The organism is Paenibacillus sp. FSL W7-1332 (genome assembly GCF_037969785.1).
Lineage (GTDB): Bacteria > Bacillota > Bacilli > Paenibacillales > Paenibacillaceae > Paenibacillus_AQ.
Genome location: NZ_CP150209.1, coordinates 4,004,029 through 4,021,244, shown reverse-complemented (window position 1 = coordinate 4,021,244; position 17,216 = coordinate 4,004,029). Strand labels below are relative to the sequence as shown.

The 17,216-nt window shown below is 51.9% G+C and carries 11 protein-coding genes; all 11 read left to right on the top strand.

Annotation, left to right across the window (positions count from 1 at the left end; genetic code table 11):
* Window positions 1-224 precede the first annotated feature (224 nt).
* The 11 genes from MKX98_RS17920 (at window position 225) to MKX98_RS17870 (ending at window position 17,054) form a co-directional block, all read left to right on the top strand.
* The gene (locus MKX98_RS17920) at window positions 225-3,299 is read left to right on the top strand and encodes a family 16 glycoside hydrolase (RefSeq protein WP_339217547.1); all 3,075 of its coding nucleotides are present in this window, start codon (window positions 225-227) and stop codon (window positions 3,297-3,299) included.
* A gap of 181 nt (window positions 3,300-3,480) precedes the next feature.
* Window positions 3,481-5,244, top strand: coding sequence for a sensor histidine kinase (locus MKX98_RS17915; RefSeq protein ID WP_339217545.1), 1,764 nt, complete (start codon window positions 3,481-3,483; stop codon window positions 5,242-5,244).
* On the top strand, window positions 5,231-6,856 hold the full coding sequence (locus tag MKX98_RS17910) for a response regulator (protein WP_339217543.1): 1,626 nt from the start codon (window positions 5,231-5,233) through the stop codon (window positions 6,854-6,856). The genes MKX98_RS17915 and MKX98_RS17910 overlap by 14 nt, the downstream gene beginning before the upstream one ends.
* Before the next feature lie 130 nt (window positions 6,857-6,986).
* Window positions 6,987-8,393, top strand: coding sequence for a sugar ABC transporter substrate-binding protein (locus MKX98_RS17905; protein WP_339217541.1), 1,407 nt, complete (start codon window positions 6,987-6,989; stop codon window positions 8,391-8,393).
* Between the two features lie 72 nt (window positions 8,394-8,465).
* A complete protein-coding gene (locus tag MKX98_RS17900) occupies window positions 8,466-9,365 on the top strand; it encodes a sugar ABC transporter permease (RefSeq protein WP_339217539.1) in 900 nt (299 codons plus the stop codon).
* 142 nt (window positions 9,366-9,507) lie between these two features.
* On the top strand, window positions 9,508-10,410 hold the full coding sequence (locus tag MKX98_RS17895) for a carbohydrate ABC transporter permease (RefSeq protein WP_220685061.1): 903 nt from the start codon (window positions 9,508-9,510) through the stop codon (window positions 10,408-10,410).
* Between the two features lie 34 nt (window positions 10,411-10,444).
* Window positions 10,445-11,458, top strand: coding sequence for a glycoside hydrolase family 130 protein (locus MKX98_RS17890; RefSeq protein WP_194542964.1), 1,014 nt, complete (start codon window positions 10,445-10,447; stop codon window positions 11,456-11,458).
* Window positions 11,459-11,497: 39 nt separating this feature from the next.
* Window positions 11,498-12,874 carry an FAD-dependent oxidoreductase gene (locus MKX98_RS17885; RefSeq protein ID WP_339217536.1) on the top strand — a complete coding sequence of 459 codons (1,377 nt, stop codon included), beginning with the start codon at window positions 11,498-11,500 and terminating at the stop codon, window positions 12,872-12,874.
* The gene (locus MKX98_RS17880; protein ID WP_339217534.1) at window positions 12,871-13,878 is read left to right on the top strand and encodes an SGNH/GDSL hydrolase family protein; all 1,008 of its coding nucleotides are present in this window, start codon (window positions 12,871-12,873) and stop codon (window positions 13,876-13,878) included. Before MKX98_RS17885 ends, MKX98_RS17880 begins: the two co-directional genes overlap by 4 nt.
* 661 nt (window positions 13,879-14,539) lie before the next feature.
* Complete coding sequence (gene codB, locus MKX98_RS17875; RefSeq protein WP_194542961.1) at window positions 14,540-15,817, top strand: cytosine permease; 1,278 nt, start codon at window positions 14,540-14,542, stop codon at window positions 15,815-15,817.
* Window positions 15,786-17,054 (top strand): cytosine deaminase, encoded by a 1,269-nt coding sequence (locus tag MKX98_RS17870; RefSeq protein ID WP_339217531.1) that lies wholly within the window; start codon window positions 15,786-15,788, stop codon window positions 17,052-17,054. Before codB ends, MKX98_RS17870 begins: the two co-directional genes overlap by 32 nt.
* Window positions 17,055-17,216: the final 162 nt, after the last annotated feature.

Here is a 17,216-nt window from a genome sequence, read left to right as displayed (position 1 = left end):
AGAGTGGGCTTGCCCCACTCCTTTTTTTATGGGCAGGGATTATAATCCATCGTGACAGAGAAAAGTCTGGATGGAGGGGGGAGTGAACGTCAGAAAGCGGGCTGCTTGCTTCCGGTAAAATGTTAGCGCCTTCACAAAAAAACTAAGCAAGAATACAACCGGGCGAACAGAAGTTGCGCCGCCTTATTATCATGGGGTGGATAGATAATCTTGAGGAGGTATTTATGCTTACCATTACAAGAAAAGCAGTTAGTCTGTTGGTGGTGCTTGCCGTAATGATCACAGGATTCTCACCCCGAACTGCGGGTGCCGCAGAAATCGATAGCTATTCCATTTCTTCAATGGATATGATGGATGCCGCTGATCCGGCATCTTTGGCACAGACCGCCGCTGATCCGGCCACGATCCAAAATTACCCGATGCCATCCATCTATACAGCATCCAGCGTGTTTTCATTGAAAGCGAATAACGAAGCGATTCCTGTAATCAGTTATCTGGCTGATTATGATTATGCTCAATTTTCTTTTTCCGGGACGGTCCGTATCGAAGTTACCAACAATGTGCCGATTACATCATTCTCCATCAGTCCTCAGGCCAAAAACATCGAAGGCACGGTCAACGGGAACAAGCTAACCTTCTTGCTTTCATCCTCAACCTATGTGATCGTGAAAATCAATGACCAGAGGAAAAAGATGGTCATCGCGGCAGATCCCTTGGAGACGGATATTCCCCCGTCCACAGGTGCCGGGATTTATAATGTGACGCAGTCGCCCTACCATGCGGATAACACGGGCACATCGCTGGCATCGGGTCCGATTCAGCAGGCGATCGATGACGCCCATGAAGCCGGCGGCGGCGTTGTATTCATTCCGGCAGGTGTTTATAAGAGCGGGAACCTGACATTAAAAAGCAACGTAACCTTTTACCTGGCCGGCGGCGCCGTCATTGTCGGCACGGGCAAGGGGGAAGACTACGTGATTGATTTTCGCAAGGATTCACGAAACGCGGATGGAACGTATTTTATTCGTACTGCCGTAGATTCCACCAATATTACAATACGGGGACGGGGAACCATTGATGGAAAAGGCATTGCGATGCGAGAGCGAAAGATGCCGGCGCCGAATAAGAATGAAGGGTTCCTCAATAACCTGCTCGTTCCGATCGCAACATCCAATTTTACTTTTGACGGTTTAATATTGCGGGATGGCGGTTTCTGGTCGTTTATGGTGGTTCGTTCCGACAATGTGACCATAAACAACCTTAAGGGATTCCAGGATTTATACAAAATCGAGAATGACGTTATCGATATTAATGAAAGTCAGAACGTGCTTGTTCAACATTCGATTGCCATCTCGGATGATGACACGTATTCCACTAAAACCTGGCTGCAAACGGGGATGTCCAAAGACTGGCCGGGCGAGCTTGAACATTTGGAGAACGTGGTCTTTGATGACGCTTTTGCATGGACAAGATGCGCGGCTTTCAAGATTGGCATGGGTGTAGCCCAGCCGCAAATCGGCGTAACCATCCGAAATTCGTATGTGTATCAAAGCGCCAGAGCATTGCTTATTGATCATGGATACCAACTGAATACGCTCCCGGAGGAAGGTTACGCCCAAAATATTACGTTTGAGAATATCGATATCGAACGCGTCGGTATCAATCAATTCGGGAACTATTGGCTTGGAGTGTCCACCAGCACTTCCGGCGATGTAAGCAATGTTGTAGTCAAGAACATCAATGTTCGCGAGACCGGCACCCAGAAATCCAGAATTTCCGGGAATGCCACGAAAGGCGGAAGGGTTAACGGCGTCACGTTCACGGATGTTTATGTCGGAGGCAAGCTTGCAACAACCCTGGACGACTTGAATGTTACCGTCAATAACAATGTAAATGGTATCGTTTTTTCCAATTCAAAACCTCCGCTATTCAGCGACAATTTCGAAGACGGTAACACGGCGGGCTGGACGTCGATGTCCGGTGGCTGGACCGTCCCGACAGTCGGCACGAATCACGTGCTGTCCAGCGGGAACCAGACAACCACCTCCCTGATTACCGCTAACAGCGGGGGTTCATGGACGGATTACGTTTATGAAGCCAGATTGAGAATGCCCATCACCAATGCCAACGCGGGCTTGGCCTTCAGGGTGCAGAATGCAAACAATTATTATATGTATCGCATTCATTCATCGAATCAACAGCTGGAGTTGTACAAATCCGTGAATGGACAATTGACACTTGTAAACAGTACACCCTTCACGGCCATTGAGAAACAGTGGTATAAGGTTAAGGCGGTTATACAAGGGAACACGATTTCCTGTTACGTGGATGGAGAATTAAAGATGGAATGGACCAATCCTGTCACCGAATTGACGGCTGGGGGGATCGGATTCCGGACCACTTCAGCGGGCGTCCACTTTGACGATGCCGTGGTTAGTCTCCTCAATAAAGCGCCTGAGGAGATTGCCCTTTCACACAACAGTGTTGTTGAAACCACGACGGCGGGAGGTGTGGTCGGAACCTTTTCCACCAGCGACCCTGATGCGGAGGAAACATTTGCTTACATGCTGATAGCAGGGGCAGGGGATATGGACAACAACAGCTTCAGCATTTCGGACAATAAGTTGTATCTAGCCGTAACGCCTGATTACGAAGCTAAGGATAACTACAGCATCCGGGTAAGGAGTACAGACTCAGGCGGGCTGTATGTTGAGAAGACCTTTACGATCCAAGTCACGGACGTGAATGAATCACCCGTGAATCCGGATCCTACGGTCATCCGATTCAGCGACGATTTCGAAGATGGAAATGCCGGAGGATGGACGTCTGCTTCAGGTTCCTGGGATGTAACAACGGACGGCACAAAAACCTTGATTCAGAATCAAGCTGCCACTGCAGTCATTGCTGCCGGCGATTCCTGGACGGATTATACGTACGAAGCCAAAGCGAAAATGCCCATCACCAATGCCAACGCAGGCATTCTCTTCAGGGTACAGGATGCGGGTAATTTCTATATGTTCCGAATCCATTCCGCAGTCCAAAAGCTGGAGTTGTACAAATCCGTGGACAACGTCATGACTCTTGTATCCAGTACTCCGTTTACAGCTCAGGCGAACCAGTGGTATACGATGAAGGCTTCCATTGAAAGGAACACAATAAAAGGTTATGTGGATGGAGAATTAAAAGTGGAATGGACCAATCCCGAGACGGAATTGACAGCAGGAAAAATAGGATTTCGGACCACTTCGGCAGGCGTAGCTTTTGATGATGCTGTGGTACTGGCACCTGGTCCGATCTAACTAGTACGGCCCCCGTACCATGTCAATAAGAGCCGATCCACAGGTCGGTCAGCGATAATGGGATCATACGAAGGAGCTGCCCCTAAAGCCATGAATGGCTGCTTTGGGACAGCTTCGTTTTTTTGCATTGTCGTACAGGGGATGCAGTGACATAATCAAAGAATAGAATGTAACGGAAGGCGTGAAAAGCTTGGAGTATCTCCGCAGGCAATCGTTCCGCAACAAACTCAAGATCGCTTTTCTGGCTGTCATCGTGCTTTCTGTCCTGATGACCGGAGGATTGTCTTATTATATCTCGGCTGCCACACTGGAAAAGAATGCGCTGAAGCTCACTCAGGACACGGTGGTCAGGTCCGCACAGATCGTGGATGAGAAGCTGAATAAACTGATGCTGATTATGATGACGTTTATGATCAGCCAGCCTTTCTACGACATGCTGAAAGATGCCGCCTCCGGGGATGCCAGCAGATATTATACGCATCTGAATGATCTTGATAACGTTTTCTCGCAGGCGCGGATCGCCGAGCCGCTTATCCAATCGATCTACGTATTTACGCCGATTGGCGAATTTTATCCTTCTTCCATGAACCGCAATCGGCTCACCGCATTCGAGGATACCGTTCTATATGAGCGCATCGAACAGGAGAAAAAGAACCTGTGGGTGGAAGGTCACGAGGATATGCTCTTCTCCGGGAAGGAACGCGTCATTTCGCTCATTCTGGAGCCGATCTTTGACACACCGGTCAGCGGTGTTTATATTGTCGTGAATATCCGGGAGGACGGCTTCCGCAAGCTCGTGCAGGGAAACACCGCGGAAGGAGCGTCCAGCTTCTTGCTTAACGATGATGGAGAGACGGTTTACCCCGTGAAGGAACAGCTGATCAGGCAGGCGGTGGAGACGGGAGATTTGAATGGCATGATGAACCGCTCGGAGGGAAGTCAGGCTTTTGATCTGGACGGCCAAACCTATCTGCTTAATTATGCCCGTCTCGGCATAGCGGATTGGACGATGACCACCATCCGTTCCCGGGCTGACGTTCTCCAGGACATGGTATTCGTCAAATGGCTGATCGCCGGGGTTACGCTGGCTGCTTTTACCGTGACCACGTTGATTTCGGGCGCATTTTCACGCTATTTGCTAAAGCCGCTGCAAGGGCTTCTGAAGGTGATGAAGCGGGTCGAGAACAACGATCTGACCGCCCGTTTTGAGAGTGGCAGCGGAGATGAACTGGCTCAAGTGGGATATCGGTTTAACCGGATGCTGGAACAGATTGTGGTGTTGATTGATGAGGTAACGGAAGCGCAGACGCATAAGCGAACGGCAGAGATCAAGGCGCTGTCAGCGCAGATGGACCCGCATTTTCTGTACAACACGCTCAACACCATCTACTGGAAATTGAAATTGAAGCAGATCGAACCGTCGCAGCAAATGGTCATGTCGCTCTCCCGCCTGTTCCAACTCGGGCTGAACAATGGACAGGAAATCACGATAATGTCGAAAGAGCTGGAACATGTGCGCCAGTATTTGGAACTGCAGTTAAGCTGCTATGAAGACTTATTCACTTATGAGATCCATGTACGCGAACCGGAGGTGTCATCGCTTTCGATTCCGCGAATCATTTTGCAGCCGCTGGTGGAGAACAGCATTTTGCACGGTTTTCGCGACCTGAAGAACGGCGGCCTAATCGAAATTAAAATTAGCGGGGATGAGAAATGCTGGACGATTACCGTACGTGATAACGGCAGGGGCATGGATGAGACCCAAGTGCGCGCACTCTTTTTGCTGGAGTCGAAGAAGGGATATGCGGTGTCCAATTTGATTCGGCGGCTCAGGCTCTATTATGGGGACGGTGCGGAGTTTCACGTAGACAGTGCGCCGGAAAGCGGAACCGAAATACGGATTTCATTGCCCAAGATAGGGGAGCATTTGAATGAGCAATCCTGAAGCGATCAGTCTTTGCATTATCGACGACATTAAAAGCGTGGTTGACGGGTTGACCGCGATGAACTGGGAAGAGCAGGGGATTCGGGTTGCAGGTGTATCGAGCAATGGGGAAGAGGGGCTTAAGCTGATCAACGGGTTGCTTCCGGATCTGGTTATTACCGATATCCGGATGCCGATCATGGACGGGTTGAGCATGCTGCGTTTGTTGCTGGAAGAGAACCCCAACTGCAAGGTCATTCTGATTAGTGGCTACGCCGACTTTGAATATGCGCAGCAGGCGGTGCAGCTGGGGGCGTTTGATTTTGTGGTGAAGCCCTTCACCGAAGAAGATATGATGTCGGCTGTTCTGCGAGCCAAAGCAGAGGTTATGGAAGAGAGGTCCAAACAGATAAGTTTGAGGGAAATGGAGAACAAGCTTCGCGAGAGCATGCCGGCGCTGCGGCAGGAATACTTTACGCTGCTCGTAAGCCACCGCACTTCATGGGAAGAGGCATCGGAACGATGGGAGTTTCTGAATATTGAGCTTGATCCGCACGGCTTCGTGGTGATGCTGATTGAAATTGATCGTTTTCGGGAGCAGGTTGCCGAGCAGTCCGTGAAAGAGATGGAGCTGATCCGGTTCTCGCTGTTGAATATTATGCAGGAGACGCTTGCCCATTATGCGCACAGCGTTCTTTTCCGTGCCCGTCATGATCAGTACCTGGCCGTACTGAACGTTTCAGGACCGTCCAGTCCGATCGAAATTGCCGAGCAGTGCTGCCGGAATATTGAACGATTCACCAAGTTTACGGTCTCGATCGGGGTCGGCGGCAGAGTGGAGGAGATCAGCGGGCTCCCGGATTCCTATCGCCAGGCTCATCGAGCGCTCTCCCATCACCTGTTCACCGAAGGCAATGCTGCCATTATGCATGACGATATCCATCAGAGCGGAAGACAGGAGCCGCTGGCATTGGAGTACAAGGACGAGCTCCTGCTGGCTCTTCGTTCCGGCAATGCTGTCCGGACGGACGCGATTCTGTCCGAGATTTCGGAAGCGCTGCAGAAACGGATCTCCCGGCAAAATCCGGATTATCTCCTCAGCCTGTACGATGAGCTGGCCGCTTCAGCAATCCGCACGCTTTACGAAATGGTTCCATATTCGGAGATACAGCCGATGATTCAGAAATTCAGAACGGTACAAGGGACGGCGGGGCTGCCGCTGGCCTCTTTGCAGCGTCATCTGCATGCCTTGTGCACGGAGGGAGCCGAGCTGGTTCGCCGGAACAGCTTATCCGAAGGACAGAAGGTTATCTATAATGCCATAGGCTATATCAAGGGCCGCTTGTCCGAGGATATTACCGTTGGCGAATGTGCCGCGTATGTGCATCTCAGTGCCAGCTACTTTTCCAGCTTATTCAAGCAAGTGACAGGGATGACGGTCACGCAGTTTATCACCTCGGAACGCATTCAAAAAGCGAGACTGCTGCTGGTGGAGGGAGCTCAGGTGCAGGAGGTGGCTGCGGCGGTAGGGTATGAGGAGCGCAGATATTTCAGCGAGATGTTTAAGAAGATCACCGGCCAGACACCGTCGGATTTCAGGGCGGGCTATCACATGGACCGGCCGGAGGCATGAGGCGAGTGCTGCAGGAGACCATAGAATTCTATCCCTTGAGAGTGAATTTGCCTCACTCCTTTTCCGAGAACGGGATTCTATAATTAAAAACGAGCTCACAATACAAACGTTAATCAAAGGGGTAGAATGTATGCGAAAAAAATGGTTAAGTCTCGGCTTGAGCCTCATTCTGGCCGCCGGAATCGCAGGCTGCGGCGGGAGCGACAACAACAATGGCAATGGCGGTACGACGAATGGCAAGTCTGACGGAGGAACGGCAGCACCATCAACCGAGACGGGCCAACCCGTACAGCTTAAATACTGGACTGACGACCGTCATGACCAGGAGTATATCAAGGAATTAATCAACAAGTTCAATGAAACTAACGGCGATAACATCCAGGTGGAATTGACGGTCATGTCCGAGAATTACGCGCAAAGCGTCGACATTGCATTTTCCAGCAACCAGGCGCCGGATGTGCTGCGTCTAAAGAGCGCCAATACATCCGGATTTGTCAAAAAAGGGTATCTCGCGCCGATTGACGAGTATTTTACCGATGACTTGAAAGCGAAGTTCGGCAGCCTGCTGATCGACGATGTCAACCGTTTTGATGGCAAGGTGTACTCGCTCGCCAATACCGGCCTCACCATGCGCCTGGTCTACAACAAGGATCTCTTTGCCAAAGCGGGCATCGAGAATCCTCCGAAGTCGCTGCAGGAAATGGTGGAGGATGCCAAGAAAATTACAGAAGTCGGCAAGGCCGAGGGCATCTATGGTTTTGCGCTGAACTTCAAAAATCCGAAGCAAGCATTTGACCGTTCCGTCCGGGAGATTCTTTCTTTGAGCGGTCATCAGGGACTAGGCTTTGATCTGAAAACAGGCCAATTCGATTTTGAACCTTACTCGCAGGTCATTGAATATTTCAAGCAAATGCATAAAGACGGAAGCATTCTACCTGGCGCGGAAGCGCTGGACATCGACCCGCTGCGCGCACAATTCGCCGCAGGCAAAATCGGGATGTATCTATCCTTCTCGACGGAGCCAGGCGTGTACATGGACCAATTCCCGACCGAAATCAACTGGGGGGGCGCGTTGGCTCCAACGCTGGATGGTCAGATTAAGGGAACTTCCGAAATTGTGTCAGCCGGAACGTGGCTCGGCATCAGTGCCCAATCGGCCAATAAGGAAGCGGCTTGGAAGTTCATGCAGTATATGTACGGCGATGAGGTTCTGAAGACCTATCATGAAAAAGGCTTCGGTATTGCCATTGTGCCCAGCATTGTAGAACAGGCAAAAGATCCGGAGATCAATGGCATGGAAGGCTTCCTGGTCGGGGAACACGACTCGCTCTGGCCTGCTTCGCCAAACGTTACTCCGGAGGGATCCACCTATGCGGACGCTTTCTTTAAATATATGCTTTCCGATGAAGACCTGAAAGCGATTACGGAGGATTTAAACACAAGATACAACGCCGCATTGTCCAAAGCGGTGGAGAAAGGCGAGGTCAAAGTAACGCCGAACCCTGCCTTTGATCCAACGAAACCGCAGGGAGAATAACAGACAAGGATGGGGCTGCCGCACGCTTTTTTGGCGGATGCCCCTTTTCTTTCCCCGAAGGAGGAAGCAATCGTGAGTATTAAATGGAAACGGCTTGGGGAACATGCTCTGTTTCTGTCCCCGAGCATCATTTTGACGGTGGCTCTGGGCATCTACCCCTTGTTATGGATGCTGCGCTATATGTTTTATGATTATGCCGGGTATGGTGATGCGCTGTTCGTTGGGCTGGACAATTTCCGTCGGCTGATGCGCGATGCGCTGTTCTGGGAATCGGTTGGCAATACCTTTGTCTACGCCGGAGGCAAGCTGCTGCTGACGCTGCCATTGTCCCTGCTGCTCGCAGTCATCCTGAACGGCAAGCTGCGGGGCGGAACACTGCTGCGCGGGATCTATTTTATGCCCACGATCATCAGCACTGCGGTTATCTCCGTCGTATTCTATACGATCTTCAATTCCTATAACGGGATGGTAAACACCGTACTGATGAAGCTGCATCTAGTCTCGCAGCCCATCGACTGGCTCGGGCCAAAGCATGCGATGCTTACGGTCATTCTTGTGGCGGTATGGGGCGCGGTTGGTAACTATATGCTGCTGTTTCTGGCTGGATTGCAGAGCATACCGCAGGATTTGTACGAAAGTGCGGCCATGGACGGCGCGAATGCCGGAAGACGGTTCTGGAGCATTACGCTTCCGATGCTGGCTCCGGCTGCCCAGTTGGTCATTATGCTCGCGATTATCGCATCCCTGAAAGGCTATGAGAGCATTATGCTCATCACGGAAGGCGGACCGATCGGCAAAACCGAGGTCATGTATCTCTATCTATACAAACTGTTGTTCCCGGTATCCACGGGTTCTCCAGTGGAGCAGCAGCTTGGATACGGCAGCGCGGTAGGCTTCGCAACCGCTGTTATTGTGGGTGCGATTACGGGCCTGTATTTCTTATTAAGCCGTAAAATGAACAAGCTTTATTAGAGTTTCTATAAAAAAGCCCACTTCACGTGGTTTGTGAACATGTATTATAAGCAACATTCGACGCCAATTTAGCGAAGGCCCTTAAGATTTGACAACAACGCCGTAGATCGATTGATCATTAGGCGTGCAGGAGGCTCAGAAGATGAACGAACAGGTATTACCCGAACAGCCGGATGCGCGCGGCAAAATCACCGCTCGCCCGCCTTCCGGTCACACAGGCAGAATTGTGGGCCGTACGGTGATGTGGCTGTTCTTATTGATTACGGCGATACTGACATTATTTCCGCTGTTGATGACATTGTCCGGTTCGCTCAAGACCGGCGCCGAAATGATGACCGGCGGCAGCCTGCTGCCGGCCAAGCTGCAGTTCGTCAATTACGCCGAAGCCTGGAAGCAGGCTAATTTTGCCCGCTATACCTGGAACAGCGCTTTTGTCAGCATTATGGTTACCGCTGGCACCCTGCTGGTAGCTGCCATGGCGGCTTATGTGGTGGACCGTCGCCAATTTCGAGGCAAATCCCTGTATGTGACGACGCAGGCGTCGATGATGTTTATATCTGTCGGTGCTATCGTGCTGCGCCCGCAATTTGATTTGATGGTCGCGCTGAACCTGAATACCACGCTGTGGGGCGTGATCCTGATTCTGATCAGCGCCCATTCCAGCACATTTTTTATGCTGCTGGGTTTCTTCAAAGCGATTCCCCGAGAGCTTGACGAAGCGGCCATGGTGGACGGCTCCGGCTTTGTCCGAACCTTCTTCCGGATTATTCTCCCGCTCCTGACTCCAGGGCTTGGCGTGGCCGGGCTGTTTGCTTTCCGCCATGCCTGGAACGAATACATTCTGCCGCTGGTGTTCACGATGACGAATCCGCAGCTGCAGACGCTCACCGTCGGGCTGGCGAATCTCCGTTACGGTTCTTCCGCGGCCATGCAGATCCATTTGATGATGGCGGGAGCATGCCTGTCGATTTTGCCGATGCTTCTCGCTTATATTGTGGCGAACAAATCCTTTATTCAAGTGACGGCGGGTTCAGTCAAAGGTTAATTTCATAATTCCATATATAAGGAGTTTGATGCATATGAGCGATATTATAGTGGGACCATTGTTTTCCAACCCGATCATGACCCGGCATTCCGCGAATCCGATTCTGACTCCGGGTGATGTGCCCTACGGTCCGGCGATGGTCTTTAATGCCGGAGTCACCAAATTTAAAGGCAAATATGTGATGGTTTTTCGCAATGACTACGGTGATGAACTTAAAGGGATTGTTGCCCCTCATCATACAACGAATCTTGGGCTGGCCTTCAGCGATGACGGCATAAAGTGGGATGTGCAGCCGGAACCGTGCTGGTTCTGGCATGATGAAGAGGTCATCCGCGTGTATGACCCGCGTCTAACGGTAATCGGCGAACAATGTTATATGTGCTTTGCGGTCGACACCAAGCACGGGCTCCGCGGCGGCATCGCCGTCACCGAAGATTTCAGATCCTTCGAGGTGCTAAGCCTATCGCTGCCGGATAACCGCAACATGGTATTGTTCCCGGAGCGGATCGGGGGCAAGTACGTCCGGCTGGAGCGTCCGATGCCTGTATACAGCCGGGGCGGGATAGACCGCTTCGACATGTGGATGAGCGACTCGCCTGACCTGAAATACTGGGGAAACTCCAAGCTGCTGCTGGCGGTTGAAGATGTAGCTTATGCCAATGACAAGGTAGGCCCAGGCGCTCCCCCCGTCAAAACGGACAAAGGCTGGCTGACCCTGTTCCATGCCGTGGACATCGATCCCAGCAGAGGCAAGAACGGCTGGGAGGACAGCTGGAAGAAGCGTTATACGTCCGGCATTTTACTGCTGGATCTTGCCGATCCCAGTCGGATCATCGGCAGAGCCGAGACGCCGCTGCTTGCCCCGGAAGCCGATTATGAGACCGATGGGGGCTTCCGCAATCATGTTATTTTTCCTGGGGGCATGATTTTGGAAGATACCGGGGAGGTCAAAATATACTACGGCGCTGCCGATACCGTAGAATGCCTGGCAACTGCGCATGTAGATGAATTGCTGCATCTTTGTCTGAAAGGCACAGTCCATACGTAATGATGACATGTTAAAGCTATACAGAATGGGGAGGTTTCTATGAAAGGACATATTACGTTGCCATCTGCTAGTATTCCAGTTGCCCGCGAGGTGGATGTGCTTGTCATCGGCGGAGGCGCTTCCGGCATCGCCGCGGCCATTGCCGCTGCGAAAGGTGGAGCGCAAACGATGCTGGTGGAGCAGCGAGGGTTCCTCGGCGGTATGGGTACGGTTGCGCTCGTTCCGGCTTTCTGTCCCTTTACGGATAAGCGGAAGCCGATTATCCGCGGTCTCGGCCTTCAATTGATGGAACGGATGAAGCAGGCATGCGATCCTCAGTACCGTGAGGAATATCAAGAAATGCTGGATTGGGTGCCGATCGATCCCGAAGTGCTGAAACGGGTTTATGACGATGCCATTCTGGAAAGCGGTGTGACGCCGCTGTATCACACCTTTGTTTATGATGTTGTCCGGTCTGAGGATCGCCGGAAGGTTGAAGGTGTCGTTATTGTTAACAAAACAGGACGTTCTTTCATCCCCTGCAGGTATATTATCGATTGCTCGGGAGATGGGGATATTGCTGCACTGGCGGGAGTTCCTTTTCAGAAGGGCGGGGAAGCGGGCGAACTTCAGCCCGGCAGCATGTGCTATCTGCTTGCGAATGTGGACCGTCCAACGTTCAGACGTTACCTGGAGGAGAGCGGGGATACGGGCCAACTGCACAAGACGGTGGAGCTGGCGATCGAGGACGGTGCGCTGCCGGAGGGCCGTAAGTCGATCTCCGGCCTTGCCTGGGTCAGCGACGATTTGGTAGGCGTCAACTTCGGCCATGTATTCGGCGTGGACGGCACCCGTGCCGAGGATTTGACGCGGGGGGCGATTGAAGGACGCCGCACAGCGGAACGCCAGTTGCAGTTTTTCCGCCGCTATGTGCCCGGCTTTGAGCGCGCCCATATGGTAGCGAGCGGTGAGCAGCTCGGCATCCGGGAGACGCGGCGGATTGAAGGAGACTATATCCTGACGGTCGATGACTTCCTTGCTGCGCGTTCCTTCCCGGACGACATTGCCCGCAACGCATACTACATCGATATTCATCTCGCCAACAGCAAAAGCGAGATGACCTTTAACCATCTGCCGCCCGGGGTTTCACACGGCGTACCGTACCGGATCATGCTGCCGGTTGGCATCGACAATCTTTGGGTTGCCGGACGCTGCGTATCCTCGGACCGAGCAGTGCAAGGCTCCCTTCGGGTGATGCCGAACTGCTTCTCCATGGGCCAGGCCTCGGGAACGGCAGCGGCATTGGCGCTGCGGGACGGCACCGGTTCTCGCGGCATTTCCGTAACCGAGCTTCAGCAGCGGCTGCTGGAGCAGGATGTATGGCTGGGAGAAGATTTCATTCCGGCTGAGAAGCAGAAGGAAGGGGGTGCATCGTGAGGCAGCTTCCATTAACGGATGAGTGGTTCCACGGTGCCGCGTCGCTCGAGCACCGGAAGGATGGTATCAAGCCATGGCGGATTCCTTACATGGATTACGAGCTGTACCCGCCTGCGGGAATCGATGGCAAAGCCGAGATATGTGCCGGTGTTCGCCTGCGGCTGCGGACGGACTCCACCGAGGTGGCAGTTTCTTTTGCACCGCTTTCGGACGCCGCCGCCATGGATTGCATGGCAGACGGGGAATTATGCCAGACGCTCAGCCTGCCCGTTGGAGCCACAGAAGCCTTGTTCAGCGGACTTAAGGACGGAATCAAGGATTTGGAGATTTGGCTCCCTCAAAATATAGGAATAACCGTCTCCGGCCTACGGATTGATGCCCATGCCGTCGGAGTCACACTGCAGGATACCCGTCCCCGCTGGATTACGTACGGGAGCTCCATTACCCAGTGCGTCGGGGCTTCCAGCCCCTCCCGCGCTTGGCCTGCCATTGCCGCCGAAGCCTGCGGCTTCAGCTTGACCAATCTCGGCTTCTCCGGCAACTGCCACATGGAACCTATGATCGGGCGTCTGATTCGCGACTTGCCGGCCGATTTTATCTCGATATGTGTTGGCGTGAACATCTATGGCGGGGGCACCATAAGCCCTCGCATGTTCAAGCCGCTGCTGATTGGCCTGCTGGCGACGATACGCGACAAACACAGGGATACCCCGCTGCTTGTCATTTCTCCGATTTATGGCACCGTCCGCGAAAGGCAGCTCAACTCGCTGGGCTTCACCCTGCCCGTCATGCGCGAATTCATCCGCGAGACCGTGGAGCTGCTAAGGGATCGGGGCGATCGCCAGTTATACTATCAGGATGGCTTGAAGTGGTTCGGTCCGGAGGATGAAGCCTTTCTGACGGATGGTCTGCACCCTGGAGCCGAGGGATATGAGCTGCTAGGGCAGCGTTTCCGCAATCTTCAGGAATTTGCGTTACGGGCTGTACATCGAAACGCCGAGTGACGGGTTTCTATAAAATTTGGGATTACCAATGGGAATCATGGCGGATCATTTTTGGACTTTGTTTTGATTGGACGAAAAGAACTTGAAGACCTTAAAGCCGCATCCTATGCGGCTTTTTTGGTATGAAGTATATAAATTCTTCACTGCACTGATTAAAAGATTAACTACTGTCAGGTGCCTTTACAACTTATTTAGCAACGGACGCACCTTTATGGAATATATGATTTATTTAAGGTTGATGAATTGGTATGCTAAACTATTTTTTCGACTGTAATATGAACTATTATACGCGTAAATTAGCGACTTCATATAGCAGCTATTAAATACTCCTAGATACCAGATAGAAAAAATGAATTTATAGTCTGGGGAGAGCTGTCGGATTTTAACCATTGGATAATTATAACATTGACATCTGTAGGTTTTTCCAAAATAATAGAATGTAATTGAATACTGGTACCTTTAATTCAGTCCAGAGAGGCTGGCAAGGGCAGCGGATTTTTTATAATCACGCGAGGATCAGTGTGTATTCCGTCAAGGGATGCTCTGCGTCTTCGCGCGGGTTATGATGTGAAGAAGAGGCTACTTGTCAGTTAAGACTTGACGAGTAGCCTCTTTTTTCTGCTTCTTTGGTATCAGAACACTTTAACCTGGAGGTATTCTGATGAGCAAACAAGATCAAGAGTTTTCGTGGCAAGCGGTGCCGAACACGCAGAGAAACCATTTTTGGAAGACGTTATCCGTCATGTTAGGGTTCACATTCTTTTCGGCAAGCATGCTGGCAGGGGGGACGCTCGGAGTCGGCTTAACGTTCATGGAGTTCATTGGAATCGTGCTCGCGGGCAATTTGGCACTCGGCATCTATACAGGAGCGCTGGCGCATATCGCTGCCAAAACAGGCCTCTCCACGCATTTGCTGGCAAAATATGCGTTCGGTGAGAAAGGGTCGTACCTGCCATCGTTCCTTCTTGGCTTCACGCAGGTCGGATGGTTCGGCGTCGGAGTAGCCATGTTCGCGATACCCGTCGCCAAAGCGATGGGTTGGAACGTTTACCTGTTGATCTTCTTGTTTGGTCTCGCCATGACGGCATCAGCCATCTACGGCATGAAGTCGCTTGTCATTCTGAGTTATATTGCGGTTCCGGCCATTGCCATTCTCGGCAGTTATTCCATGTTCGAAGGCGCAGGCTCGCTTGGCGGCCTTCAAGGCTTACTCGATTACACGCCGGAACAGAGCCTCACAGCGGCAGCAGCACTGACCATTTGTATCGGCTCATTCATTAGCGGCGGGACCTTGACGCCGGATTTTGCACGGTTCTCCCAGTCGTCCCGGCAGGCGGTGACCGCGACGGTCCTTGCCTTCTTTCTTGGAAACTCGCTCATGTTCCTGTTCGGCGCAGTCGGCGCAATGGCGTACAACCTGGCAGATATCTCGGAGGTCATGTTCCTGCAAGGCTTGATGATTCCCGCGATCATCGTACTCGGGCTGAACATTTGGACGACCAACGATAATGCGCTTTATGCTTCAGGACTGGGCTTTGCCAACATTACTAAAATTTCAAAGAAATTCTTCGTCATCGTAAACGGCATCGTGGGTACCGTATTGGCCATGTGGATGTACAACAATTTCGTTGGTTTCCTGAATGTGCTGGGTGCGGCGATCCCGTCCATCGGAGCCATCATCATCGCGGACTACTTCTTTGTGAAGCGCAGAAACTATAAACCGTTTGCCGACATGACTTTCAAGAAGGTAAACTGGATAGCGATGGCGGCTTGGGCTATCGGCGTTGCTTTTGCCCAGCTGGCTCCGGGAATAACGCCATTGAACGCACTGATCGGTACGGCAGTGGCCTACATCGTGTTAATGCTGATCGTTCCTGCCAAAGAATCCAATGAAATGGGGAAATCAAATGATTATACAGAACGCAAAATTGCGGGGTAAAGAAGGTTTATGGAATATCGTCGTGAAAGACGGGAAGTTTGGGCAAATCACGCAGTCTCTGGAAACAACTGCGAATGAGGAAGTCATTGATGTGGGGGGCTCGCTGGTCCTGCCACCGTTCATTGAACCTCACATTCACCTGGACACAACATTAACGGCGGGCGAGCCGGAGTGGAATTTGAGCGGAACGTTGTTCGAAGGCATCCAGCGTTGGTCCGAACGCAAGGCGTTCCTGACGCATGAAGACGTCAAAACGCGCTCTAAAACTGCACTGAAGTGGCAGATGGCGCAGGGCATCCAGCATGTGCGCACGCATGTGGACGTCACCGATCCAAGCTTGACCGCAGTTAAAGCGATGCTGGAAGTGAAAGAAGAAATGGCACCGTACATCGACATCCAGCTTGTAGCATTTCCACAGGAAGGCATTCACTCCTACCCGAACGGTGCGGAATTGCTGGAAGAGTCGCTGAAAATGGGTGTTGACGTGGTCGGCGGTATTCCTCACTTCGAATTCACGAGGGAGTATGGCGTCGATTCGATGAAGGTTGCGTTTGACCTCGCCGAAAAATACGACCGTCTCATCGATATCCATTGCGATGAAATCGACGACGAGCAATCCCGTTTCGTGGAAGTCGTCGCCAAAGAAGCATACGAACGCGGGCTGGGCTCCCGCACGACGGCAAGCCACACGACGGCGATGGGTTCATACAATGATGCATATACGTACAAATTGTTCAGATTGCTGAAGATGGCGGACCTCAATTTCGTCTCCAACCCTTTGGTCAACATCCACCTGCAGGGACGCTTCGACACGTATCCGAAAAGAAGAGGGCTGACTCGCGTCAAAGAGCTGCAGGAAGCCGGTCTTAATGTGTGCTTCGGTCACGATGACATCTTTGATCCATGGTATCCGCTAGGCACGGGCAACATGCTTCAAGTGCTGCACATGGGCATCCATGCTTCGCAGTTGCTCGGTTACGATCAGATCGTGAACTCGATTGATCTCATTACGAAAAACAGTGCAAGAACGCTGCATATCGAGGATGTGTACGGTATTGAAGAAGGCAAGCCTGCCAACTTCATCGTTCTTGAAGCAGAGAACGAATATGAGGCCATTCGCAAACAAGCCGCAGCGCTTTATTCGTTCAGAGGCGGCCGCAAAATCGCCGAAACGAAGCCGCGGGACACGTCGATCGTTTTTGAGGGCGGTTCAGAGCAGGTCACTTTCAATAAATAGTCTATTATGCATTAAATCCGCGGAATTCGCGGATTTTTTTGTTTATGGCTTTAGCCAGTTGAGTGCGTGAAACGCGCGAAACAAAAAACCACCCGCTATGCGGGTGGAGGGATTGAGGGTTTGACCACTGAGACCATTCCAATAAAATTGAGATGTTCAGGC